The organism is Carnobacterium gallinarum DSM 4847 (genome assembly GCF_000744375.1).
GTDB classification, from domain to species: Bacteria; Bacillota; Bacilli; order Lactobacillales; family Carnobacteriaceae; genus Carnobacterium; species Carnobacterium gallinarum.
Genome location: NZ_JQLU01000003.1, coordinates 336,533 through 354,588, shown reverse-complemented (window position 1 = coordinate 354,588; position 18,056 = coordinate 336,533). Strand labels below are relative to the sequence as shown.

The 18,056-nt window shown below is 34.7% G+C and carries 15 protein-coding genes; 9 read left to right on the top strand and 6 right to left on the bottom strand.

Going from position 1 to position 18,056, the window contains the following annotated elements:
* Positions 1–15 precede the first annotated feature (15 nt).
* From BR43_RS02585 to BR43_RS02575, 3 genes are all read left to right on the top strand, one after another.
* Positions 16–276 (top strand): hypothetical protein, encoded by a 261-nt coding sequence (locus tag BR43_RS02585; protein WP_034559153.1) that lies wholly within the window; start codon positions 16–18, stop codon positions 274–276.
* A gap of 457 nt (positions 277–733) precedes the next feature.
* Complete coding sequence (locus tag BR43_RS02580) at positions 734–2,992, top strand: muramidase family protein (protein WP_034559151.1); 2,259 nt, start codon at positions 734–736, stop codon at positions 2,990–2,992.
* 238 nt (positions 2,993–3,230) lie between these two features.
* The gene (locus BR43_RS02575; protein ID WP_034559149.1) at positions 3,231–4,178 is read left to right on the top strand and encodes an NADP-dependent oxidoreductase; all 948 of its coding nucleotides are present in this window, start codon (positions 3,231–3,233) and stop codon (positions 4,176–4,178) included.
* A 137-nt stretch (positions 4,179–4,315) separates the two neighbouring features.
* Here the strand turns inward: BR43_RS02575 and BR43_RS02570 are convergent, their stop codons facing one another.
* From BR43_RS02570 to BR43_RS02555, 4 genes are all read right to left on the bottom strand, one after another.
* Entirely contained in the window at positions 4,316–4,672 is a 357-nt protein-coding gene (locus BR43_RS02570) for a rhodanese-like domain-containing protein (RefSeq protein WP_034559147.1), read from the bottom strand.
* 14 nt (positions 4,673–4,686) lie between these two features.
* A complete protein-coding gene (locus tag BR43_RS02565; protein ID WP_034559145.1) occupies positions 4,687–5,199 on the bottom strand; it encodes a MarR family winged helix-turn-helix transcriptional regulator in 513 nt (170 codons plus the stop codon).
* A gap of 137 nt (positions 5,200–5,336) precedes the next feature.
* Positions 5,337–6,794 carry a PTS transporter subunit EIIC gene (locus tag BR43_RS02560; RefSeq protein ID WP_034559143.1) on the bottom strand — a complete coding sequence of 486 codons (1,458 nt, stop codon included), beginning with the start codon at positions 6,792–6,794 and terminating at the stop codon, positions 5,337–5,339.
* Positions 6,795–6,810: 16 nt separating this feature from the next.
* Positions 6,811–7,329 carry a PTS transporter subunit EIIC gene (locus tag BR43_RS02555; RefSeq protein WP_034559140.1) on the bottom strand — a complete coding sequence of 173 codons (519 nt, stop codon included), beginning with the start codon at positions 7,327–7,329 and terminating at the stop codon, positions 6,811–6,813.
* A 683-nt stretch (positions 7,330–8,012) separates the two neighbouring features.
* Here BR43_RS02555 and BR43_RS02550 point away from each other — a divergent pair.
* The 4 genes from BR43_RS02550 (at position 8,013) to BR43_RS02535 (ending at position 14,064) form a co-directional block, all read left to right on the top strand.
* On the top strand, positions 8,013–8,798 hold the full coding sequence (locus BR43_RS02550; RefSeq protein WP_034559137.1) for an MIP/aquaporin family protein: 786 nt from the start codon (positions 8,013–8,015) through the stop codon (positions 8,796–8,798).
* Between the two features lie 14 nt (positions 8,799–8,812).
* A complete protein-coding gene (gene glpK, locus BR43_RS02545) occupies positions 8,813–10,309 on the top strand; it encodes a glycerol kinase GlpK (protein WP_034559134.1) in 1,497 nt (498 codons plus the stop codon).
* Between the two features lie 45 nt (positions 10,310–10,354).
* On the top strand, positions 10,355–12,004 hold the full coding sequence (locus tag BR43_RS02540) for a glycerol-3-phosphate dehydrogenase/oxidase (RefSeq protein ID WP_034559132.1): 1,650 nt from the start codon (positions 10,355–10,357) through the stop codon (positions 12,002–12,004).
* Between the two features lie 662 nt (positions 12,005–12,666).
* Positions 12,667–14,064, top strand: a complete 1,398-nt coding sequence (locus BR43_RS02535) for a deoxyguanosinetriphosphate triphosphohydrolase (protein ID WP_034559237.1) — start codon at positions 12,667–12,669, stop codon at positions 14,062–14,064.
* 118 nt (positions 14,065–14,182) lie between these two features.
* On the opposite strand, the gene BR43_RS02530 is transcribed toward BR43_RS02535, so the two are convergent.
* On the bottom strand, positions 14,183–14,662 hold the full coding sequence (locus BR43_RS02530) for a GtrA family protein (RefSeq protein WP_034559129.1): 480 nt from the start codon (positions 14,660–14,662) through the stop codon (positions 14,183–14,185).
* A gap of 232 nt (positions 14,663–14,894) precedes the next feature.
* Between BR43_RS02530 and BR43_RS02525 the strand changes: the two genes are divergently transcribed.
* Positions 14,895–16,154 (top strand): dicarboxylate/amino acid:cation symporter, encoded by a 1,260-nt coding sequence (locus BR43_RS02525; protein WP_034559127.1) that lies wholly within the window; start codon positions 14,895–14,897, stop codon positions 16,152–16,154.
* Positions 16,155–16,203: 49 nt separating this feature from the next.
* Here the strand turns inward: BR43_RS02525 and fumC are convergent, their stop codons facing one another.
* Entirely contained in the window at positions 16,204–17,595 is a 1,392-nt protein-coding gene (gene fumC / locus BR43_RS02520) for a class II fumarate hydratase (protein WP_034559125.1), read from the bottom strand.
* 209 nt (positions 17,596–17,804) lie between these two features.
* Here fumC and BR43_RS02515 point away from each other — a divergent pair, with 209 nt between their 5' ends.
* Positions 17,805–17,993: a hypothetical protein gene (locus BR43_RS02515; protein WP_034559123.1), complete on the top strand. Its 189-nt coding sequence runs from the start codon at positions 17,805–17,807 to the stop codon at positions 17,991–17,993.
* Positions 17,994–18,056 lie beyond the last annotated feature (63 nt).

The following is an 18,056-nucleotide window of genomic DNA, read 5'->3' as shown; positions in this document are numbered from 1 at the left end:
AAGGATGTGACCTTAATGTTAATAGATGATAGTAATTTAAAAGATGAAGTTGGATGTGGTCAAATTAAGGATGTCTCATTTCCAAAAATAATAATTGAAACAGAAGATGGTGAAATTTTAGAATTAAAAGTAACGAAAAAACAAAAACGTGATCCAATTTTTTGGAAATCAATTAAAGATATTTGGCAAGCAGGTATTTGGATTCCATTTAATAAAAAATTAGCTAATTTAATGGAGTATGATTGGTTGGTAGATAATAAACTAGCTATGTCATGATAACAGTTATGCTTGACTAAATGACTTCAAAATTAAAAAATAACCTCATCTAAATTCATATTTCTTGAATTTTTAAGATGAGGTTATTTTTTTGAGGAGCTAGTATAACATGTTACCTTCGTAATATTGCTTCAATGGATTCTTCAAATAGGACAGTTATTTTTTTAGATAGTTATTTATTAGACTAACAGTTCAAGTTTATCGTTGCCTTTTTTAGGGGTTTTTAAGTTAAATTGTTGCAGGAATGGATCCCTTAAAGACAAAACTATTTTTTAAATATAATTGTTACGAAAGTGTGACGTTTATTAAGAATTTTCAAAACGTCCGTTATACCTTTAAAAAAAATTAAGATAACGCTATAATTACTCTAGAACTTATTGTGAACTTTTTATTTTTTATTTAAGAAATTTTAATTAATAGAGATAGATGGATTTGCTTTAAACAGGAGGGGTATATTTTGGAAAAATCGAGAAAAGAACGCATTGTAGCTAAAAGAAATGCTAAGAGAATGGAACAGTTTAAGGAAAGCAATGTTGTAGTTAAGAAGGGACTTGCTTTTGTTAGTACTACCTTGATCATGGGATCTTTAAGCTTGCCTACTTTTTCGGCTGTAGCCAGTGCAAATGAAATGGCAACAACTAGCCAAAAGAAAATTGAAGGATCAACTCAAGAAACTCCTGTTGAAGGCAGTCAAGTAGCAGTTGAACCAGCGAATACTACTAGTGAAAGTCAATCATCAACAGTAGATAGTAGTGTTGATAGTTCACTAGCTAGTAGCGAAGATTCAAGTAATCAAGTAGTTGATTCAAGTGAAGAAACATCTGAAGTACCAGAAGTAGAAGCGCCTGCATCTGAAACTCCAGTATCAGAAACTCCAGTATCAGAAACAACTGAAACAAGCGAAGAACCTTTATCAAAAGAAGAGGTTGTTAGTCAAGATATTACTGAAATACAAGCACCAGAAGCAAATTATGCTACAGCAACATCAATGATGATGTCACGTAGTTCAGCACCACAAGCTTTTGTGTCGCAAATTGCAGAATCAGCACGTACAATTGCGAATTCTAATGATTTGTATGCATCAGTTATGATTGCACAAGCAATTCTTGAAAGTGGTTGGGGAAATAGTGCATTAGCCTCTTCTCCTAACTTTAATTTATTTGGTATTAAAGGAAATTATAATGGCCAATCAGTGGCGATGAAAACGTTAGAAGATGATGGTAGAGGAAATTATTATGAAATTATTGCTTATTTCAGAAAATATCCTTCTTATCACCAATCTCTACAAGACTATGCAGCTGTAATAAAAAATGGACCTAGCTGGAATTCAAACTACTATTCAGGTGCTTGGAAAAGCAATACGTCTTCTTATCGTGATGCAACTGCATACTTACAAGGACGTTATGCAACAGATACTTCTTATGCATCTAAACTAAATAGTGTTATTGAAGTAAATAATTTAACTCAATATGATACTGCTGGTTCAGGTGGCGGAAATGTTACACCTGATCCTACTCCAACGCCAGACCCAACGCCTACACCGGATCCAGGAAATGGCAATTCAAGTACGTATACAGTTAAATCAGGTGATACACTATGGGGAATTGCGAATAAAAATGGTATAAGTGTAGCAAATCTGAAAGCTTGGAATAAATTAACGTCAGATAATATCTTTGTCGGACAAAAATTAGTGATTAAAGGTGGTACAACAACGCCAACTCCTGATCCGACACCAAAACCAGATCCAACACCTACTCCAGACCCAACGCCAGGAACTGATGCGACTTATACAGTTAAATCAGGTGATTCATTGTGGGTGATTGCCAATAAAAATGGTGTAAGTGTAGCGAATCTGAAAGCTTGGAATAAGTTAACATCAGATATGATTTTTGTTGGACAAAAGCTAATTATTAAAGGTGGTACAACAACTCCAGCTCCTAATCCAACTCCAGCTCCAACACCGACACCAGGAACGGGTACAACTTATACAGTTAAGTCAGGTGATTCATTATGGGCAATTGCCAATAAAAATGGTGTGAGTGTCGCGAATTTGAAAGCTTGGAATAAATTAACATCAGATAACATCTACGTTGGACAAAAGTTAGTGATTAAAGGTGGTACAACAACACCTGCACCAAATCCAACGCCGACACCTACTCCAAATCCAGGAACAGGTACGGGATCAAGCTACACAGTTAAATCAGGTGATTCATTATGGGCAATTGCCAATAAAAATGGAGTAACAATTGCAAATCTAAAAGCTTGGAATAATTTGCAGTCAGATGTCATCTTTGTTGGGCAAAAGTTAGTGATTAAAGGTGGAACTTCAACACCTGCACCAAATCCAGCTCCAACACCTACTCCAAACCCAGGAACAGGTACGGGATCAAGTTATACAGTTAAATCAGGTGATTCATTATGGGTGATTGCCAATAAAAATGGAGTAACAATTGCAAATCTTAAAACTTGGAACAATTTAAAATCAGATATGATTTTTGTTGGACAAAAATTAGTGATTAAAGGTGGTTCAACATCATCTTCTAATTCAAATACAACAACAAGTCCAACTTCAAGTAAAAGCTATAAAGTTGTTGCTGGTGATTCATTATGGTTAATTGCAAGCAAGCATAATACAACAGTAGCCAATTTAAAATCATTAAATAATTTAAAATCAGATATCATTTTAGTTGGTCAAACATTAGTTGTAGCTAAATAAATGATAGTTTAAAAGATGGTAACTCTCTTGAATTTCTAGAGAGTTACCATCTTTTTTATTTAGCATAATAGTTTATTATTTTTAGTAAGTGTAATAAATAGACAACAGATTTTGGTTGGCTTATAATTTAGTAGTTCATTAAAATAAGGGAGGGAGTAGTGACTGAAAAAAAGGTTGTTGATCTGTGTGGAGATTACGTATACAAATGGATTTAAATTAAAGAAAAGAGGGAAATAAAATGAAAACAAATGCAGTTGTGATTGAGGCTTATGGTGGAAAAGACCAATTAATTGAAAAAGAAGTAACCCTACCAGAAATTGGTGCACACCAAGTTTTAGTGAAAGAAAAAGCAACATCGATTAATCCAATTGACTGGAAGTTAAGAGAAGGATACTTAAAACAAATGTTTGACTGGAAATTTCCGATTATTTTAGGATGGGATGTTGCTGGAATTATTGAAGCGATAGGTAGTGAAGTAACAGATTGGTCTGTAGGAGATCGTGTTTTTGCTAGACCCGAAACAACCAAATTTGGAACGTATGCTGAACATACGGTTGTAGATGATCATTTATTAGCTAAGATGCCTGAAAATAGTTCTTTTGATGAAGCAGCAGCTGTACCTTTAGCTGGATTGACAGCATGGCAAGTTTTATTTGATCATGGGCAATTAAAAAAAGGTGAGAAGGTCTTAATTCATGCGGGTGCAGGTGGTGTTGGAACGTATGCCATTCAATTTGCCAAAGAGGCTGGTGCTTATGTGATTACAACAGCTAGTGAAAAGAATCATGAGTTGTTGAAATCATTAGGTGCGGATGAAGTGATTGATTATCGTACAACTGACTTTAAGGATGTTTTAAAGGATATTGATGTGGTTTTTGATACAATGGGTGGTCAAGTAGCTTTGGATAGTTTTGAGGTTCTTAAAGAGGGAACTGGACGTTTGATTTCCATTGTTGCTGAGCCAGATCAAGAAATTGCAGCAGCTAAAGGAATTATTGCTAAAAGTGTCTGGTTAAATACGAATGGTACTCAATTGCAAGAGATTGCTGATTTAATGACTGCTAAAAAAGTGCGTTCTGTTATTGGTGCAACTTTTCCATTCTCTAAGCAAGGCGTTTATGATGCCCATGCTTTAAGTGAAACACATCATGCAGTTGGAAAGATTGTGATTTCTTTTGGAGAGTAGTGCTAGGTAAAGTGAGAGTAAGACAGGAGTCTTAAAATAGTAAAATCCCAAGAAATCCATTTTTTACAAATGCTGATTTCTTGGGATTTTTTATTTGATTGACTTTTATGCAAAAATTGCCGTTTTGTTCTAGCTTTTTAAAGTGTTTCGATTGGTAAATTCATACCTTTCCAACCTTCGATTGCACAAGATAATTCGTAAGCTTCAAATCCATTTTTCAATAGAAGAAGAGTAGCTTGCTTGCCAAGTGTTGTTCCAGCTGTCCAATCATAGACTACATAGGTTTTTGTTTTATCTAGTGAAGCTAATTGATTTGCCATATCTTTGACTGGAATTTCAATGGACCCTTTAATTTTATCTTTTTTTACATGTTTAGGTGCATTGCGGATATCAACTAGTATATAGTTAGAATCTCCATTTTCTTCTGCTTCGATAACTTGGTTATGATCAATATAAAGACTTAATAATAGTTCTAAAAATTCGATTTTATTCACGTTATTCTTCCTCTCTAATTGGCTTCCTCTAAAATACCTTGACGAATTTTTTCTAATAAATAATGAAACTGTTCCTTTTCATCCTCAGCTAAATGTTGCATCATTCTGCTATTAAGAGAATAGTTAATTGGTAAAAAATTTTCCAGTTTTTGTTGTCCTTCGCTAGTTAAACAAATAAAAAAGGAACGTTTATCAATGGAATTGGCAATTTTTGTAACCCAATTTTTTTTAATTAAGCCTGTTACGATACCAGTAATTGTGGAACGTTTTACACCAGCTTTTTCTGCTAATTCAGAAGGCAGTAAACAGTAGTTTGGTTGACGATAAAGTAACATGAGTAAGGTGAATTTTGCTTCGGTTAAATCATGTTCTTCAAAAAGTTGATTAAAGGAATGGGTCATTTCTCTGGAAACTTTTTGAAAATCTAAGAAAAGTAAAATGGATGTGCTATCAATTAATGGAAATTTTTCTTTATAACTTTCCAATAAGTCTTTAGTTGGTAAATCTCTTAAGTCTAAATCAGTCATAAATGCTCCTTTCCTAATCTAGTTAGTCGCCTAACTAAGGTAACTATAAAACTATTTTTTAATTAAGTCAAGCAACGTTTTAAGTAAAGAAAAAAGGTTAATTTGTTAAAATTTCTAACAAATTAACCTTTGATACTTTATTTTCCTAATTCATTTTTTAACTTGTCAGCAATAAATTCTACATCTGTTCCAACAATAACTTGAACAGCAGTTTCATTCATTTTAACAACACCACGTGCACCAGCTTTTTTAAGAGCTTGCTCATCAACAATACTACTATCTTTCATTTGTAAACGTAGACGAGTGGTACAATTGTCGATACTAGTAAAGTTATCAGGTCCACCAAGAGCGGTAATGTATTTTGCCGCCATGATATCGTATTTATCACCAGTAGGGACAGTGTCATTTTCAGAAGGTCCAAGTCCAGCAACAGCTGTTTGAACAGTTCCATTTTGTACTTCTGCTTCTAGTGTAGCTTCGTCTTCATCATCTTCACGACCAGGCGTCTTGATGTCGAATTTTAGAATAGCGAAGTAGAAAATTGCGAAGTAAATTGCTGCAAAGACTAAACCAATTGGAATTAGTAGCCATGCATTTGTACCTAAACCAAAGTTTAAGGCGTAATCAATTGCACCAGCAGAGAAGGTGAAGCCCATCTTGATTCCAAGTAAATTGGTAACAAAACCAGCGATACCAGCTAAAACAGCATGAACGACATATAATGGGAAAGCGACAAACATAAATGAGAATTCTAAAGGTTCTGTAATCCCAGTTAAGAAGGCTGTGATGGCAACAGATAACATTAAACCAAATGTTTCTTTACGTTTTTCTTTTTTAGCAGTAGCAACCATTGCCATTGCTGCTGCTGGTAAACCAAACATCATAATTGGGAAGAAACCAACTTGGAAAGCTCCGGCAGTTGGATCTCCAGCGAAGAAACGTGTAATATCTCCATTTGCAACAACTTGAGTAACAGGATTAACGAAGTCGCCATAACTAAACCATAGGTATGAGTTTAGTACGTGATGTAATCCAGTTGGAATCAACATTCTATTAGCAAATTCAAAGACTCCAGCACCAACAGGACCAGCACCAACGATAAAGCTATTTACATGATCTAGCCCATTTTGAACAGTTGGCCAAATTAAACCAAAAATTGCGACTAAGATTAAAGCAGCAACAACATTTAAAAGTAGAGCGATATGACGACCGTTGAAGTAAGGGGATTTGTCATATTTGTCATAGACACGGTTGTAAATGATTGGTGAGCATAGACCGGCGATAAAGCCAGCAAAAACACCCATGTTGATATCGGGATTGACACCAATTACACCAAAGTTTAAGACGAAATAAATTAACACACCACCAAGGGCGGCTAAACCACTATTGTCTTTAGCTAAACCAATTGCAATTCCCATTGCGAACATTAAGGATAGGTAGGTGAAAATTGAATTTCCTCCTGCGTTCATAAAAGGAACGTTTAGTACGTCAGCAGCACCAAGACGGTTTAATAAACCAGCAGCAGGTAAAACCGCGATAGGAAGCATTAAAGCTTTCCCAATTTTTTGCATATTATTTAATAAGTTACCAGACATTATTCATCTCTCCTTTCTATAAATGTGGAATAATAATATTAGCGACAAATGATCCAATAAATAAAGCAGTGATGCTTGTAATAATTGGAACAAAACGACGTCCACCAAAGAATGCTAACCATTCTGGCATTTTGATGTTATAGAATTTGTTGTATAGGAATCCTGCAACAAGGCCCATAACTAAGCCGCAGATAATGAAAAACACTTGATCTGATCCCATTGAACCAAATAATTTAATTGGTGCAGTTACTAAGAATGAAGATTTTGGATCAATTAAAACTGAGAATGATGCTCCGAAGACTAGGTAGCCAACGGCACCAGCCAAAGCAGAGGCCCCACTGTGGTCAAAACCAATTCCAGTGGCAATTGCGATTGAGAATACTAATGGAAAAATATAGCTATAAGCAGTAAAGATACTGACAAATGGTGCATAGCCAGTTAGTGATAATCCCCAGAAAAAGGCTAGGGAAACGGCTGATACGGCAATGTATGAAGCTGCAATGCCATATCGAGTAATAATCTTTTCTTTCTTCATGAATAATTCCTCCTTTAATTTAGGTTTGCAACAAAAAAATTAGGCAAAGAAAAAAGAGTATCGTGGATACACTTTTTTTCTTTGCCTAATTAAATAGTCACAAAAAAACGTTTTCAGTTATTTATTACAAAACATATTGTATCATAATTAGAGAGCATGTCAATAAAAATGAAATGAGAAATAGGTGGAGAGTCTTTTAAAAGGATTAGAAGTCTGATTAATAATCGTTTTATATCTTATATAATGAATAGAAAAAGGTATTCATTTGTTGGGTTTTAATTCAGAGTTATTTTTTATCAATAGTTAAATAGTACTTATTGTTATTTTATTATGAATGACTTTAGAAATAATTTATTCTTTGTACTATCTATAGATAAATAAACATATAAATAAGGTTTTTGTGAAAAAAATAGTTGCTAGATGATTTGGAAATATAGTGAAAAAATAAGCGTATAATCCTTTTAAACCTGTATTCGTTGTTGGAATATAATTTTTATTTTAGTTTAATTAGTAAAAAAAGTGGGAATTTCACAAAAAAATTTAATTAAAGTTATTCTTATTCTAAAAATAATACAAACTGTTTTGAGTTTTTAAGATTTAATGATACGATAGCTATATTAAGAATTGAAAACGGTTCCTTTATTTGTCGCTAGTAAAAAAATGATAACAAGGAGATGTTTAGGATGGTAGGATTTTACGCAGAGCTGATTGGAACAATGGTGTTGATTATTTTTGGAAGTGGTGTTGTTGCTGGAAATCTTTTAATCAAGTCGAAATCGTTTAATATGGGCTGGGTAGGTATTTCTATTGCCTGGGCATTAGGGGTTACATTGGGTGTGTATGTTGTTGCTGGAAATAGTGCGGCACATTTAAATCCGGCTGTTACAATAGCTTTTGCTTTGATTGGTGTTTTTCCTTGGGCGGATGTCCCCGCATATATTGCTGGTCAATTGATTGGTGCATTTTTAGGAGCAATTATTGTTTATTTAGTTTATGTTAAGCACTGGAAAGAAACTGAAAATCAAGGGGATAAGTTAGGTGTATTTGCAACTGGTCCAGCGATTCGTAGTCCTTTTGCAAATATGATTACAGAAGCCATTGGAACCTTTGTCTTAGTTTTTGGCCTGCTTGCAATTGGAGCTAATGAATTTGCGGTGGGATTGAATCCGATTATTGTTGGTTTATTAATTTTAGGAATTGGTCTATCATTAGGTGGACCAACTGGTTATGCCATTAACCCAGCGAGGGATTTGATGCCACGGATTGCCCATGCGATTTTACCAATTTCTGGTAAAGGGGATTCTGATTGGAGTTATGCGTGGGTTCCAGTTGTAGGACCGATTGTTGGCGGAATCTGTGGGGCATTTTTCTATAAAATGATTTATTTTGAATCATCTATGATTGGCTTAATTATTTTTATTGTCATTTTAGCAGGTTTAGTTATTGCTACAAAAGAAAAAGATGAATAGGGGAGTGAAGGATTTTGGAAAAGAAATATGTTTTAGCAATTGATCAAGGAACAACAAGTACGAGGGAAATTTTATTTAATAAAAAAGGCGAGATTGTGCATACATCACAACGTGAGTTTACACAATATTTTCCTGAACCGGGTTGGGTAGAGCATGATGCTAATGAAATCTGGGTAACAACGTTAGCTGTGATTGCGGGTGTTTTAATTGAATCGGACACAAAGCCTACTGAAATTCATTCGATTGGTATTACGAATCAACGGGAAACTACGGTTGTATGGGATAAAAATACTGGAATGCCAGTATACCACGCTTTAGTTTGGCAATCTCGTCAAACTAGTGAGATTGCAAATCAGATTATTGAAGATGGTTATGAAGAATTAGTTAAAAGTAAAACTGGTTTAAAAGTGGATGCTTATTTCTCTGGTACGAAAGTTCGTTGGATTTTGGATAATGTTGAGGGAGCAAGAAGTCGCGCGGAAAAAGGTGATTTATTATTTGGTACCATTGATACATGGTTGATTTGGAAGTTAACAGGCAATCAAGTTCATGTAACAGATTATACTAATGCATCAAGAACGATGATGTTTAACATTCATGAGTTAAAATGGGATGATGAATTATTAGAAATTTTAACGATTCCTAAAAAGATGTTACCAGAAGTGCGTTCTTCTTCTGAAGTTTATGGAGAAACAATTGAGTACCATATGTTTGGACAACGAGTACCGATTGCAGGTGTTGCGGGAGATCAACAAGCTGCTTTATTTGGACAAAATTGTTTTGAAGAAGGAATGATAAAAAACACTTACGGTACGGGTTGTTTTATTTTAATGAACACTGGTGAAACTGCAGTGAACTCGGATAATGGTTTAATTACAACGATTGCCTATGGACTTGATGGTAAGGTCAATTATGCCTTAGAAGGTAGTGTTTTTGTGGCAGGTTCTGCGGTTCAGTGGTTACGTGATGGCTTGAAGATGTTTACGGATGCAGGGGAAACAGAGGAATTTGCGCTTCGTGCAGGTACGTCTGATGGTGTTTATATGGTGCCGGCTTTTGTTGGGTTAGGTGCACCACATTGGGATACTGATGCTCGTGGAGCCATTTTTGGATTAACTCGTGGAACATCTAAAGAAATATTTATTCGAGCAACTTTAGAATCAATTGCCTATCAATCGAAAGATGTAATGGAAACTATGATTAAAGATTCGGGCATTCCAATTACGGAAATGCGTGTAGATGGTGGTGCAGCAAAAAATAATTTCTTAATGCAATTCCAAAGTGATATTTTAGATATTGAAATTAAACGTCCAAAAGTCAGTGAAACAACGGCATTAGGGGCTGCTTATTTAGCCGGATTGGCAACTGGTTTCTGGGAAAGCATTGAAGATATTAAGGCTAACTGGTTATTAGATGAGAGTTATACACCCAAAATGGCTGAAGAAGAGCGTCAAGATTTGTATCAAGGTTGGCAAAAAGCTGTTAGTGCAACACGCAGTTTTAAAAATTAAATTGGCTGATACGTTTAGATTAAAGAAGTGGAGGACTCGTTAATTATGAAATTTTCAAATGAAACAAGAATCGAAAACCTTAAAAAAATGCAAAATGAATTATTGGATGTTTTAGTGATTGGTGGTGGAATTACTGGTGCTGGAATTACGTTAGATGCTCAAGAGCGTGGTTTGCAGGTTGGTGTTTTGGAAATGCGTGATTTTGCTTCTGGTACGTCTAGTCGTTCAACTAAATTAGTTCATGGTGGGTTGCGTTATTTGAAGCAGTTTGAAGTGAAAGTTGTACAAGAGGTAGGACAGGAAAGAGCGATTGTTTACGAAAATGCCCCTCATGTAACAACGCCACTTTGGATGGTTTTGCCGTTTTATAAAGGTGGTACATTTGGTTCATTTACAACAGCAATTGGACTAGAGATGTATGATCATCTTGCGAAAGTTAAAAAAGATGAACGTCGTTATATGTTAAAACCAGAACGTGCAGTGGAAAAGGAGCCTTATTTGAAAAAAACAGGCTTAAAAGGTGCAGGTGTTTATGTCGAATATCGAACAGATGATGCTCGTTTAACGATAGAAGTCTTGAAAAAAGCAGCTGAAAAAGGCGCTTATATTGCGAACTATGTCAAGGTTGAAAAGTTCATTTATGATCTTGATGGCAAAGTAAAAGGTGTTCATTTTCACAATGAATTAACAGGTGAGACTGGGAGTATTTATGCGAAGAAAATTGTGAATGCATCTGGTCCATGGGTGGATGAATTACGAGAACTGGATCAATCTAAAAAAGGCAAAACGATGCATTTGACTAAAGGTGTGCATTTAGTGATTGATGAAAGCAAATTCCCAATTAGCAATGCCATTTATTTTGATACACCATTTAATGACAATCGAATGATGTTTGCAATTCCTCGTGAAGGAAAGACTTATATTGGAACAACGGATACAAATTATAAAGGGGATCCAAAAGAACCGGGAGTAACTTTAGCGGATGTTGAATATATTTTGGCAGCAGCTAATCAAATGTTTGATATTCCCCCTATTCAAGTAGAGGATGTGGAGTCAAGTTGGTCAGGAGTTCGTCCATTGATTCATGAAGAAGGCAAGGACCCATCAGAAATTTCTCGTAAGGATGAGATTTTTCATTCAGCTAGTGGTTTATTTACGATTGCTGGTGGGAAATTAACGGGCTATCGTAAAATGTCAGAAAAAGTCGTGGATCAAGTGTTATTAGAATTATCAATTGAGGAAGGAATGGCTTATCGTAAATCAGCAACGGAGCATCTATTGTTATCTGGTGGTGATGTTGGTGGTGGTGATTATTTCAATAAATTTGTGATTGAAAAGATTGAAGTTGGCGAACACTTAGGCATTGATTTAGATTCGGCCAAAGCATTAGTGCATCGTTATGGATCAAATGTTGATGCTGTTTATAGTTATTTAAATGCAAGTAAAGATAGTCAATTAGAACCAATTGATTATATGATGTTGCATTATGGATTAGAGCATGAGATGGTCTTAAAACCAATTGATTATTTATTGCGTCGTAGCAGTCAATTGTTATTTGATATTGAACATGCAAAAGCTGTGAAGGAATTAATTGTGACTGAAATGGCTGATTATTATGGCTGGGATGAAGCAACACAGATAGCGTATTTAGCTGATATCGATCATCAGATTACGGCAAGTACTGTTTTTCATTAAATGCATGTTGGATCATTAAAATAAGTTAGCGTATTGATTTACTGAAATTAGATTTTAAAAGTCTAATTTTGGAAGTTAATACGCTTTATTTAATGTCAGATTAGCAGTGAAGTTAGTTGCTGTTAAAATAATTTCTTGCTTCATCAAACTTCTGTTTTTTAGTACAATTTTGTATATAATGAGAGACATTTATTGTTATATAGATAGATATATCCATAATGAAATGGGAACCATTGTTAATAGAAAATTATAAAGTAAAAACGTTTATTTTTATGATTGACAAGTACAACATAGACTATTTAAAATGAAAGTATTCTTGAAACAAAGGTAACACAATAAAATATTTGGGGGATTTGATTGATGTTTAACTATCTACTTATGGGTTCGATACTTATATGTTTCCTCTACTTCTTTGGTGAGCTAGTTATGAATTATCTAGCAGTCATGATTAAAAATAAACGAGAATTAGGTATTCCAATTAAAACACAATTAAAAGAATTAATAGGGAAAATTAGGAATAAAGGGTAATTCTATTTCTGTATTTTTGATTTTATAGTATCATTCTTCAATTAAAGGCACCTATTTTTGCTACCCAATGCTTGCTCCTGTGATTTTATGGTATAATTCTAATGAATAATTGGAAATGAGGGATTGGGTTGAAAATGAATTGGGATCAATTATTAAATGATGAACGTCGTAAAAAAACAACGGTGAATTATGCGAAGTCGCGGGATGTCCGTAGTGCTTTTGAAAATGACTATCAACGAATTATTATGAGTGCTTCTTTTCGGCGCTTACAAGATAAGGCACAAGTTTTTCCGCTTGAAAAAAGTGACTTTATCCGAACGCGTTTAACACATTCGCTTGAGGTTTCAACTATTGCAAAATCAATGGGTGGGATGGTTGCTTATCATCTATTAGAGAATAAACTTGATCCATCTTTTACAAAAGAGCATGGAGAGAAGATTCCGGAAGTTTTGGCTTGTGCAGGCTTGTTGCATGATATGGGAAATCCGCCTTTTGGTCACTTTGGTGAAGAATCAATTCGTGAGTGGTTCCAAAATAATAGCTCAGATCTAATGTATGGTGAGCGGAGCTTAGCTGAAATTTTGGATCAAAAAATGTTACAAGATTTCTTTCACTTTGAAGGGAATGCACAGGTTTTAAGAGTTGTGTCTAAATTACATTATCAATTTGATGAATATGGCATGAATTTAACGTATGCAACACTGAATAGTATTATGAAATATCCTGTTTCTTCAACTGAAATTAGTAAAAAAGAGATTAGAAGTAAGAAAATGGGCTATTTCTATGCGGATCAACACTTATTTAATGAAGTAACTGAAGCTACAGGTGCATTAAATCGTCGTCATCCATTGACGTATTTATTAGAGGTTGCAGATGATATTGCGTATTTAAATGCGGATTTAGAGGATGGAATAAAAAAAGATATTGTTTCCATTTCTCAGATTTTAGCGGAATTTGAAGCAGTAGAAAATCCAAATCGAGTAACGTCAACAGTGCATCAAGAGTTAGTGAAACGTAGTGAACGTCATAAAAACCATGATGATAGTTTTACGGGTCAACAGTGGATTGCTTCAAGTTTGAGAGGGCAATTAATTAATCGCTCTTTAGAGGTTTTCTATGAAAATTATGAAGCGATTATGACAGGAACGTTTAATGAATCATTGCTAGATGCTTCGGAAGCAGATCAATTAGTTCAAACGTTACAAGGTTTATCGGTGAAATATTTGTATTTGGATAAAGGTGTGGTTGAAACTGAGTTAGCTGGTAGTGAAATTATTGATTCACTATTGGATATGTTTGTTCCAGCAGCAATTTATTATGATAGTGAATTAGCAGAGCGTGGAACTCAAAAAAGCAAACGATTAATGTCTTTGATTTCAGATAATTATATTGGGTGTTATCATCAAAATGCAGAAGGTCAATCGGATGAAATCAAACTGTATTTGCGGATGTTGTTAATTACTGATTTTATTTGTGGAATGACAGATAGTTACGCTAAAGATTTGTATCAAAAATTACATGGGTTAATCTAAAAAAAGTGGAAAAACCAGTAAGATAAGCAATTCTTATCTTACTGGTTTTTTTGATTCACATTATTTCCCAGGGAATAATGTTGATTCTGATACTAAAATACAAATGTAATGCTTAATTTTATAATCTTGTTAGATTTTCCGAAATCTCCTTTAAGTTAGAGGGAATTTCAATAGTGGAAGAGTAGCTATGTTTAAAGACAATTAATTTACTTGTATAATAATTGATTAATGATGCAACTAGATTGGCTAGTAGTTTGGTGACAATTTCTGGAACGCCTATAAGTGAAAAAAGAACCCACATAGTCAGAGAATCTGCACATCCTGAGATAATTCGGAAACCAATAAAATTTCCAGCTTCTTTAGCTGTGTCCATTAGTGAGTTGATTGGTCTTTTAAAGACGAAGCGTCGATTTGTATAGTAACCAAATAAAACTGTAATCAACCAAACGATAAAATTGATGATTAAGTAATGGAGTGGCAAGATGGCTAGTAAAGTCTTATAAAGTCCAATATTAAGGGCAGTGGCAATCATACCCCCAAAAAAGTAGCGTAAAAATTCTTGGTATCTTAGGAATAATTGGTTGATTTTTATTTTCAATGGAAAACCTCCTTGCTTATGAAATAGTATAATTGTGGATGTTTGATATCTATTAATAGGAACAATAGTATTATACTCCTTTTTAAGAATTTAATAAATAATAGTGTGAATTTTGAAAAAAAGTATTGTAATTCTTTAGAAAAAATTTAAACTTAGGTAGATGGATTTTAGATTCATTTTATTAAATTAAAACTTTTAGTTGATAGCTTTAAAAAAGCAAAGGAGTATACAGATGAAAAAAATATGGCAACAATATAAAGCTTCGGTTTTATTAATCGGTGGCTTAGTACTGGGAGGAATTGGCGGTGTTGTGTTTGGTGAAAAAGCAACAGTTGTGCAACCTTTAGGAGATTTATTTTTAAATTTGATGTTTGTGATGCTCGTTCCATTAGTTTTTTTTAGTATTTCTTCTGCAATCGCCAACATGAGTGGAATGAAACGATTAGGAAAAATTATGGGAAGTACCTTTTTTGTTTTCTTTGGGACAGCTTTAGTAGCTGCCATTGTCGGGTATATCGGTGTAGTTCTTTTTAATCCCATTCATGGAATTGATGTCGAAAGTGTAAAGATTTTGATGGGGGCACCAGAAACAGGTGCAGCAGAAAAGATGGGATTTTTAGAACGAATTGTGAATACTTTAACTGTATCTGATTTTCATTTATTGTTATCTAAATCCAATATGTTGCAACTAATTGTTTTTTCTATATTAGTTGGTGTCTCAACATCGATGGCCAAGGAGGCTGGTGCACCAGTTGCAAAATTACTTACTTCTGCTAATGAAGTGATGATGAAAATGGTTTCAATCATTATGTATTATGCACCCATTGGATTAGGATGTTATTTTGCTAGCGTAATTGGTTCCTTAGGTTCAAAGATTTTAGGGGGCTATGCTCGAAGTCTGATTTTGTATATTATTATTACGATTTTTTACTATATTTTCTTCTTTTCACTCTATGCATTTATTGCTGGTGGGAAAGACGGAGTGAAAATCTATTGGCGTAATATTGCGACACCATCAATTACGGCAATTGCTACCTGCTCTAGTGCGGCATGTATTCCAGTAAATTTAGAATACTCTAAGAAAATGGGCGTAACTTCAGATATTGCTGAAACGGTGATTCCTTTGGGGGCGAATACTCATAAGGATGGGTCGGTTGTTGGTGGTGTACTAAAAATAGCCTTTTTATTTGGTATTTTTGGAAAAGATTTAACGACACCGTCTGCGATGGTTAGCGTTATTTTAGGAGCCTTTTTAGTTGGTGCGGTCATGGGAGCAATTCCTGGTGGTGGAATGATTGCAGAAATGTTGATTGTGAATGTATTTGGATTTCCGTTAGAGGCTGTCCCAGTTATTGTTATTATTAGTACGATTATTGATATACCTGCAACGTTATTAAATTCATCAGGAAACACAACAGCAGCGATGCTAGTAACTAGAATTGTTGAAGGAAAAAATTGGCTGAAAGATTATTTGAAAAATGAAACAGTCTAATTAAAAAAGTGTCTATTTCCTAAGGAATTGAGGAAATAGACACTTTTTATTAAGGATGAACCATTTTGCTAGTATCCACCCATAAATCAAATTCAGTATCACTAACGTATTTTAATGCTAAAGCTGCTTCTTTTAAGGTTAAATTTTCAGCTAAGGCTTTTTTAGCAATTGTGGCACTTTTTTCATAGCCAATATGTGGGCTTAAAGCAGTGACCAACATTAAAGAACGTTTAACTAATTCAGACATTGCTTCTTGGTTAGCCTCTAAACCAACTAAGCAGTGAACTCTAAATGAACGCATGGCATCACTTAGAAGGGTGACTGATTGTAGAAAATTCAGGATAATTACCGGTTTATAGACGTTTAATTCAAAATTTCCTTGGCTTGCAGCAACAGTGATAGTCACGTCATTTCCCATCACCTGAGCGACTACCATTGTTAACGCTTCAGCTTGGGTAGGATTGACTTTTCCAGGCATAATAGAACTGCCGGGTTCATTGGCTGGCAACGTAATTTCCCCAATTCCACTACGAGGTCCGCTTGCTAACCAGCGAATATCATTGGCTATTTTCATTAAATCACTAGCTAGACTACGAATAGCTCCATGAGTGTAGCTTAGGTCAGAATGACTAGTTAAGGCATAAAATTTATTCGGCGCACTTATGAAAGGATGTCCAGTTGCTATACTTAATTCGTAGGCTACATCTTCACCAAAATTTAGGGGAGCGTTTAGACCAGTTCCAACAGCCGTACCACCGATTGCTAATTCTAAGATATTCTGGCTACTGTCTTCAATGAAATTCAAGCCTTTTTGCAACATTATCTTCCAACCGCTAATCTCTTGGGCAAAGGTTAAAGGGGTTGCATCTTGTAAATGTGTCCGACCAATCTTAATTAAGTCGTGATATTTTTCTTCTTTTTCTTCTAAAGTGGCAATCATTTTTTTACATTCAGGAAGTAGATTTTTTATGATCGAGTCATAGGCAGCAATATTCATTGCAGTGGGAAACGTATCATTTGAGCTTTGAGACATATTCACATGATCATTAGGATGAACGGTTAAATCGGTTTCTAGTAATTTTTGATTTGCCAAATGTGCAATAACTTCATTGAGATTCATGTTGCTTTGGGTGCCGCTACCGGTTTGCCAAGTAACAAGAGGGAATTGCTCGGCATACTCACCTGTAAGGATTTCATCACAGGAAGCAACAATTGCATTTTTACGTTGGGTGTCAAGGTTTCCATTTTTATGATTCACAATAGCCGTTGCACGTTTCAGTTGAGCGAATGCCAAAATAACTGCAGTAGGAATTTTTTCAGATCCAATTTTAAAATTAACGCGACTTCGCTCTGTTTGTGCCCCCCATAATTTATCGAGTGGGACTTGAACATCCCCTAAAGAATCTGTTTCAATGCGAAAATCTGATTGTCGATTTGCCATGCTTACAATAGCCTCATTTCTTAAAGTAGTCTTTCTTTTATTCTAGCATGTTATGAAGTAGATTTGAATTTTATTCCTATGCAAAATAATAAACTAACGATTGTTGGGCAAGTTGGAAAAGTCTTTAATGAGTAGTACAATCCAACGATGTACCTTGCTGTTAGTGAAACGTATCGAGGCAGATTTGTAAAGAGGTTACAAAAGTTCGTATGATGATTGAGGGTCAATTTATTCCTGAAGATACCAAATTAACAGGGGCTTATTTTGATTTTACCAATTTAAAAAAATATGGACTTACTCAAGATAGCCAAATTTATGTTGTTGCTTATGATACAGCAGAAAATGAATGTTTTGGAACGAATATTTATCAGAAGGAAGGTGTTGGTTCTTTTTATTGACGTTCTTATGTAGTATTGGAATTCATGACTTGCAACAGCCTGGAATATTTGTTAAAATGAATT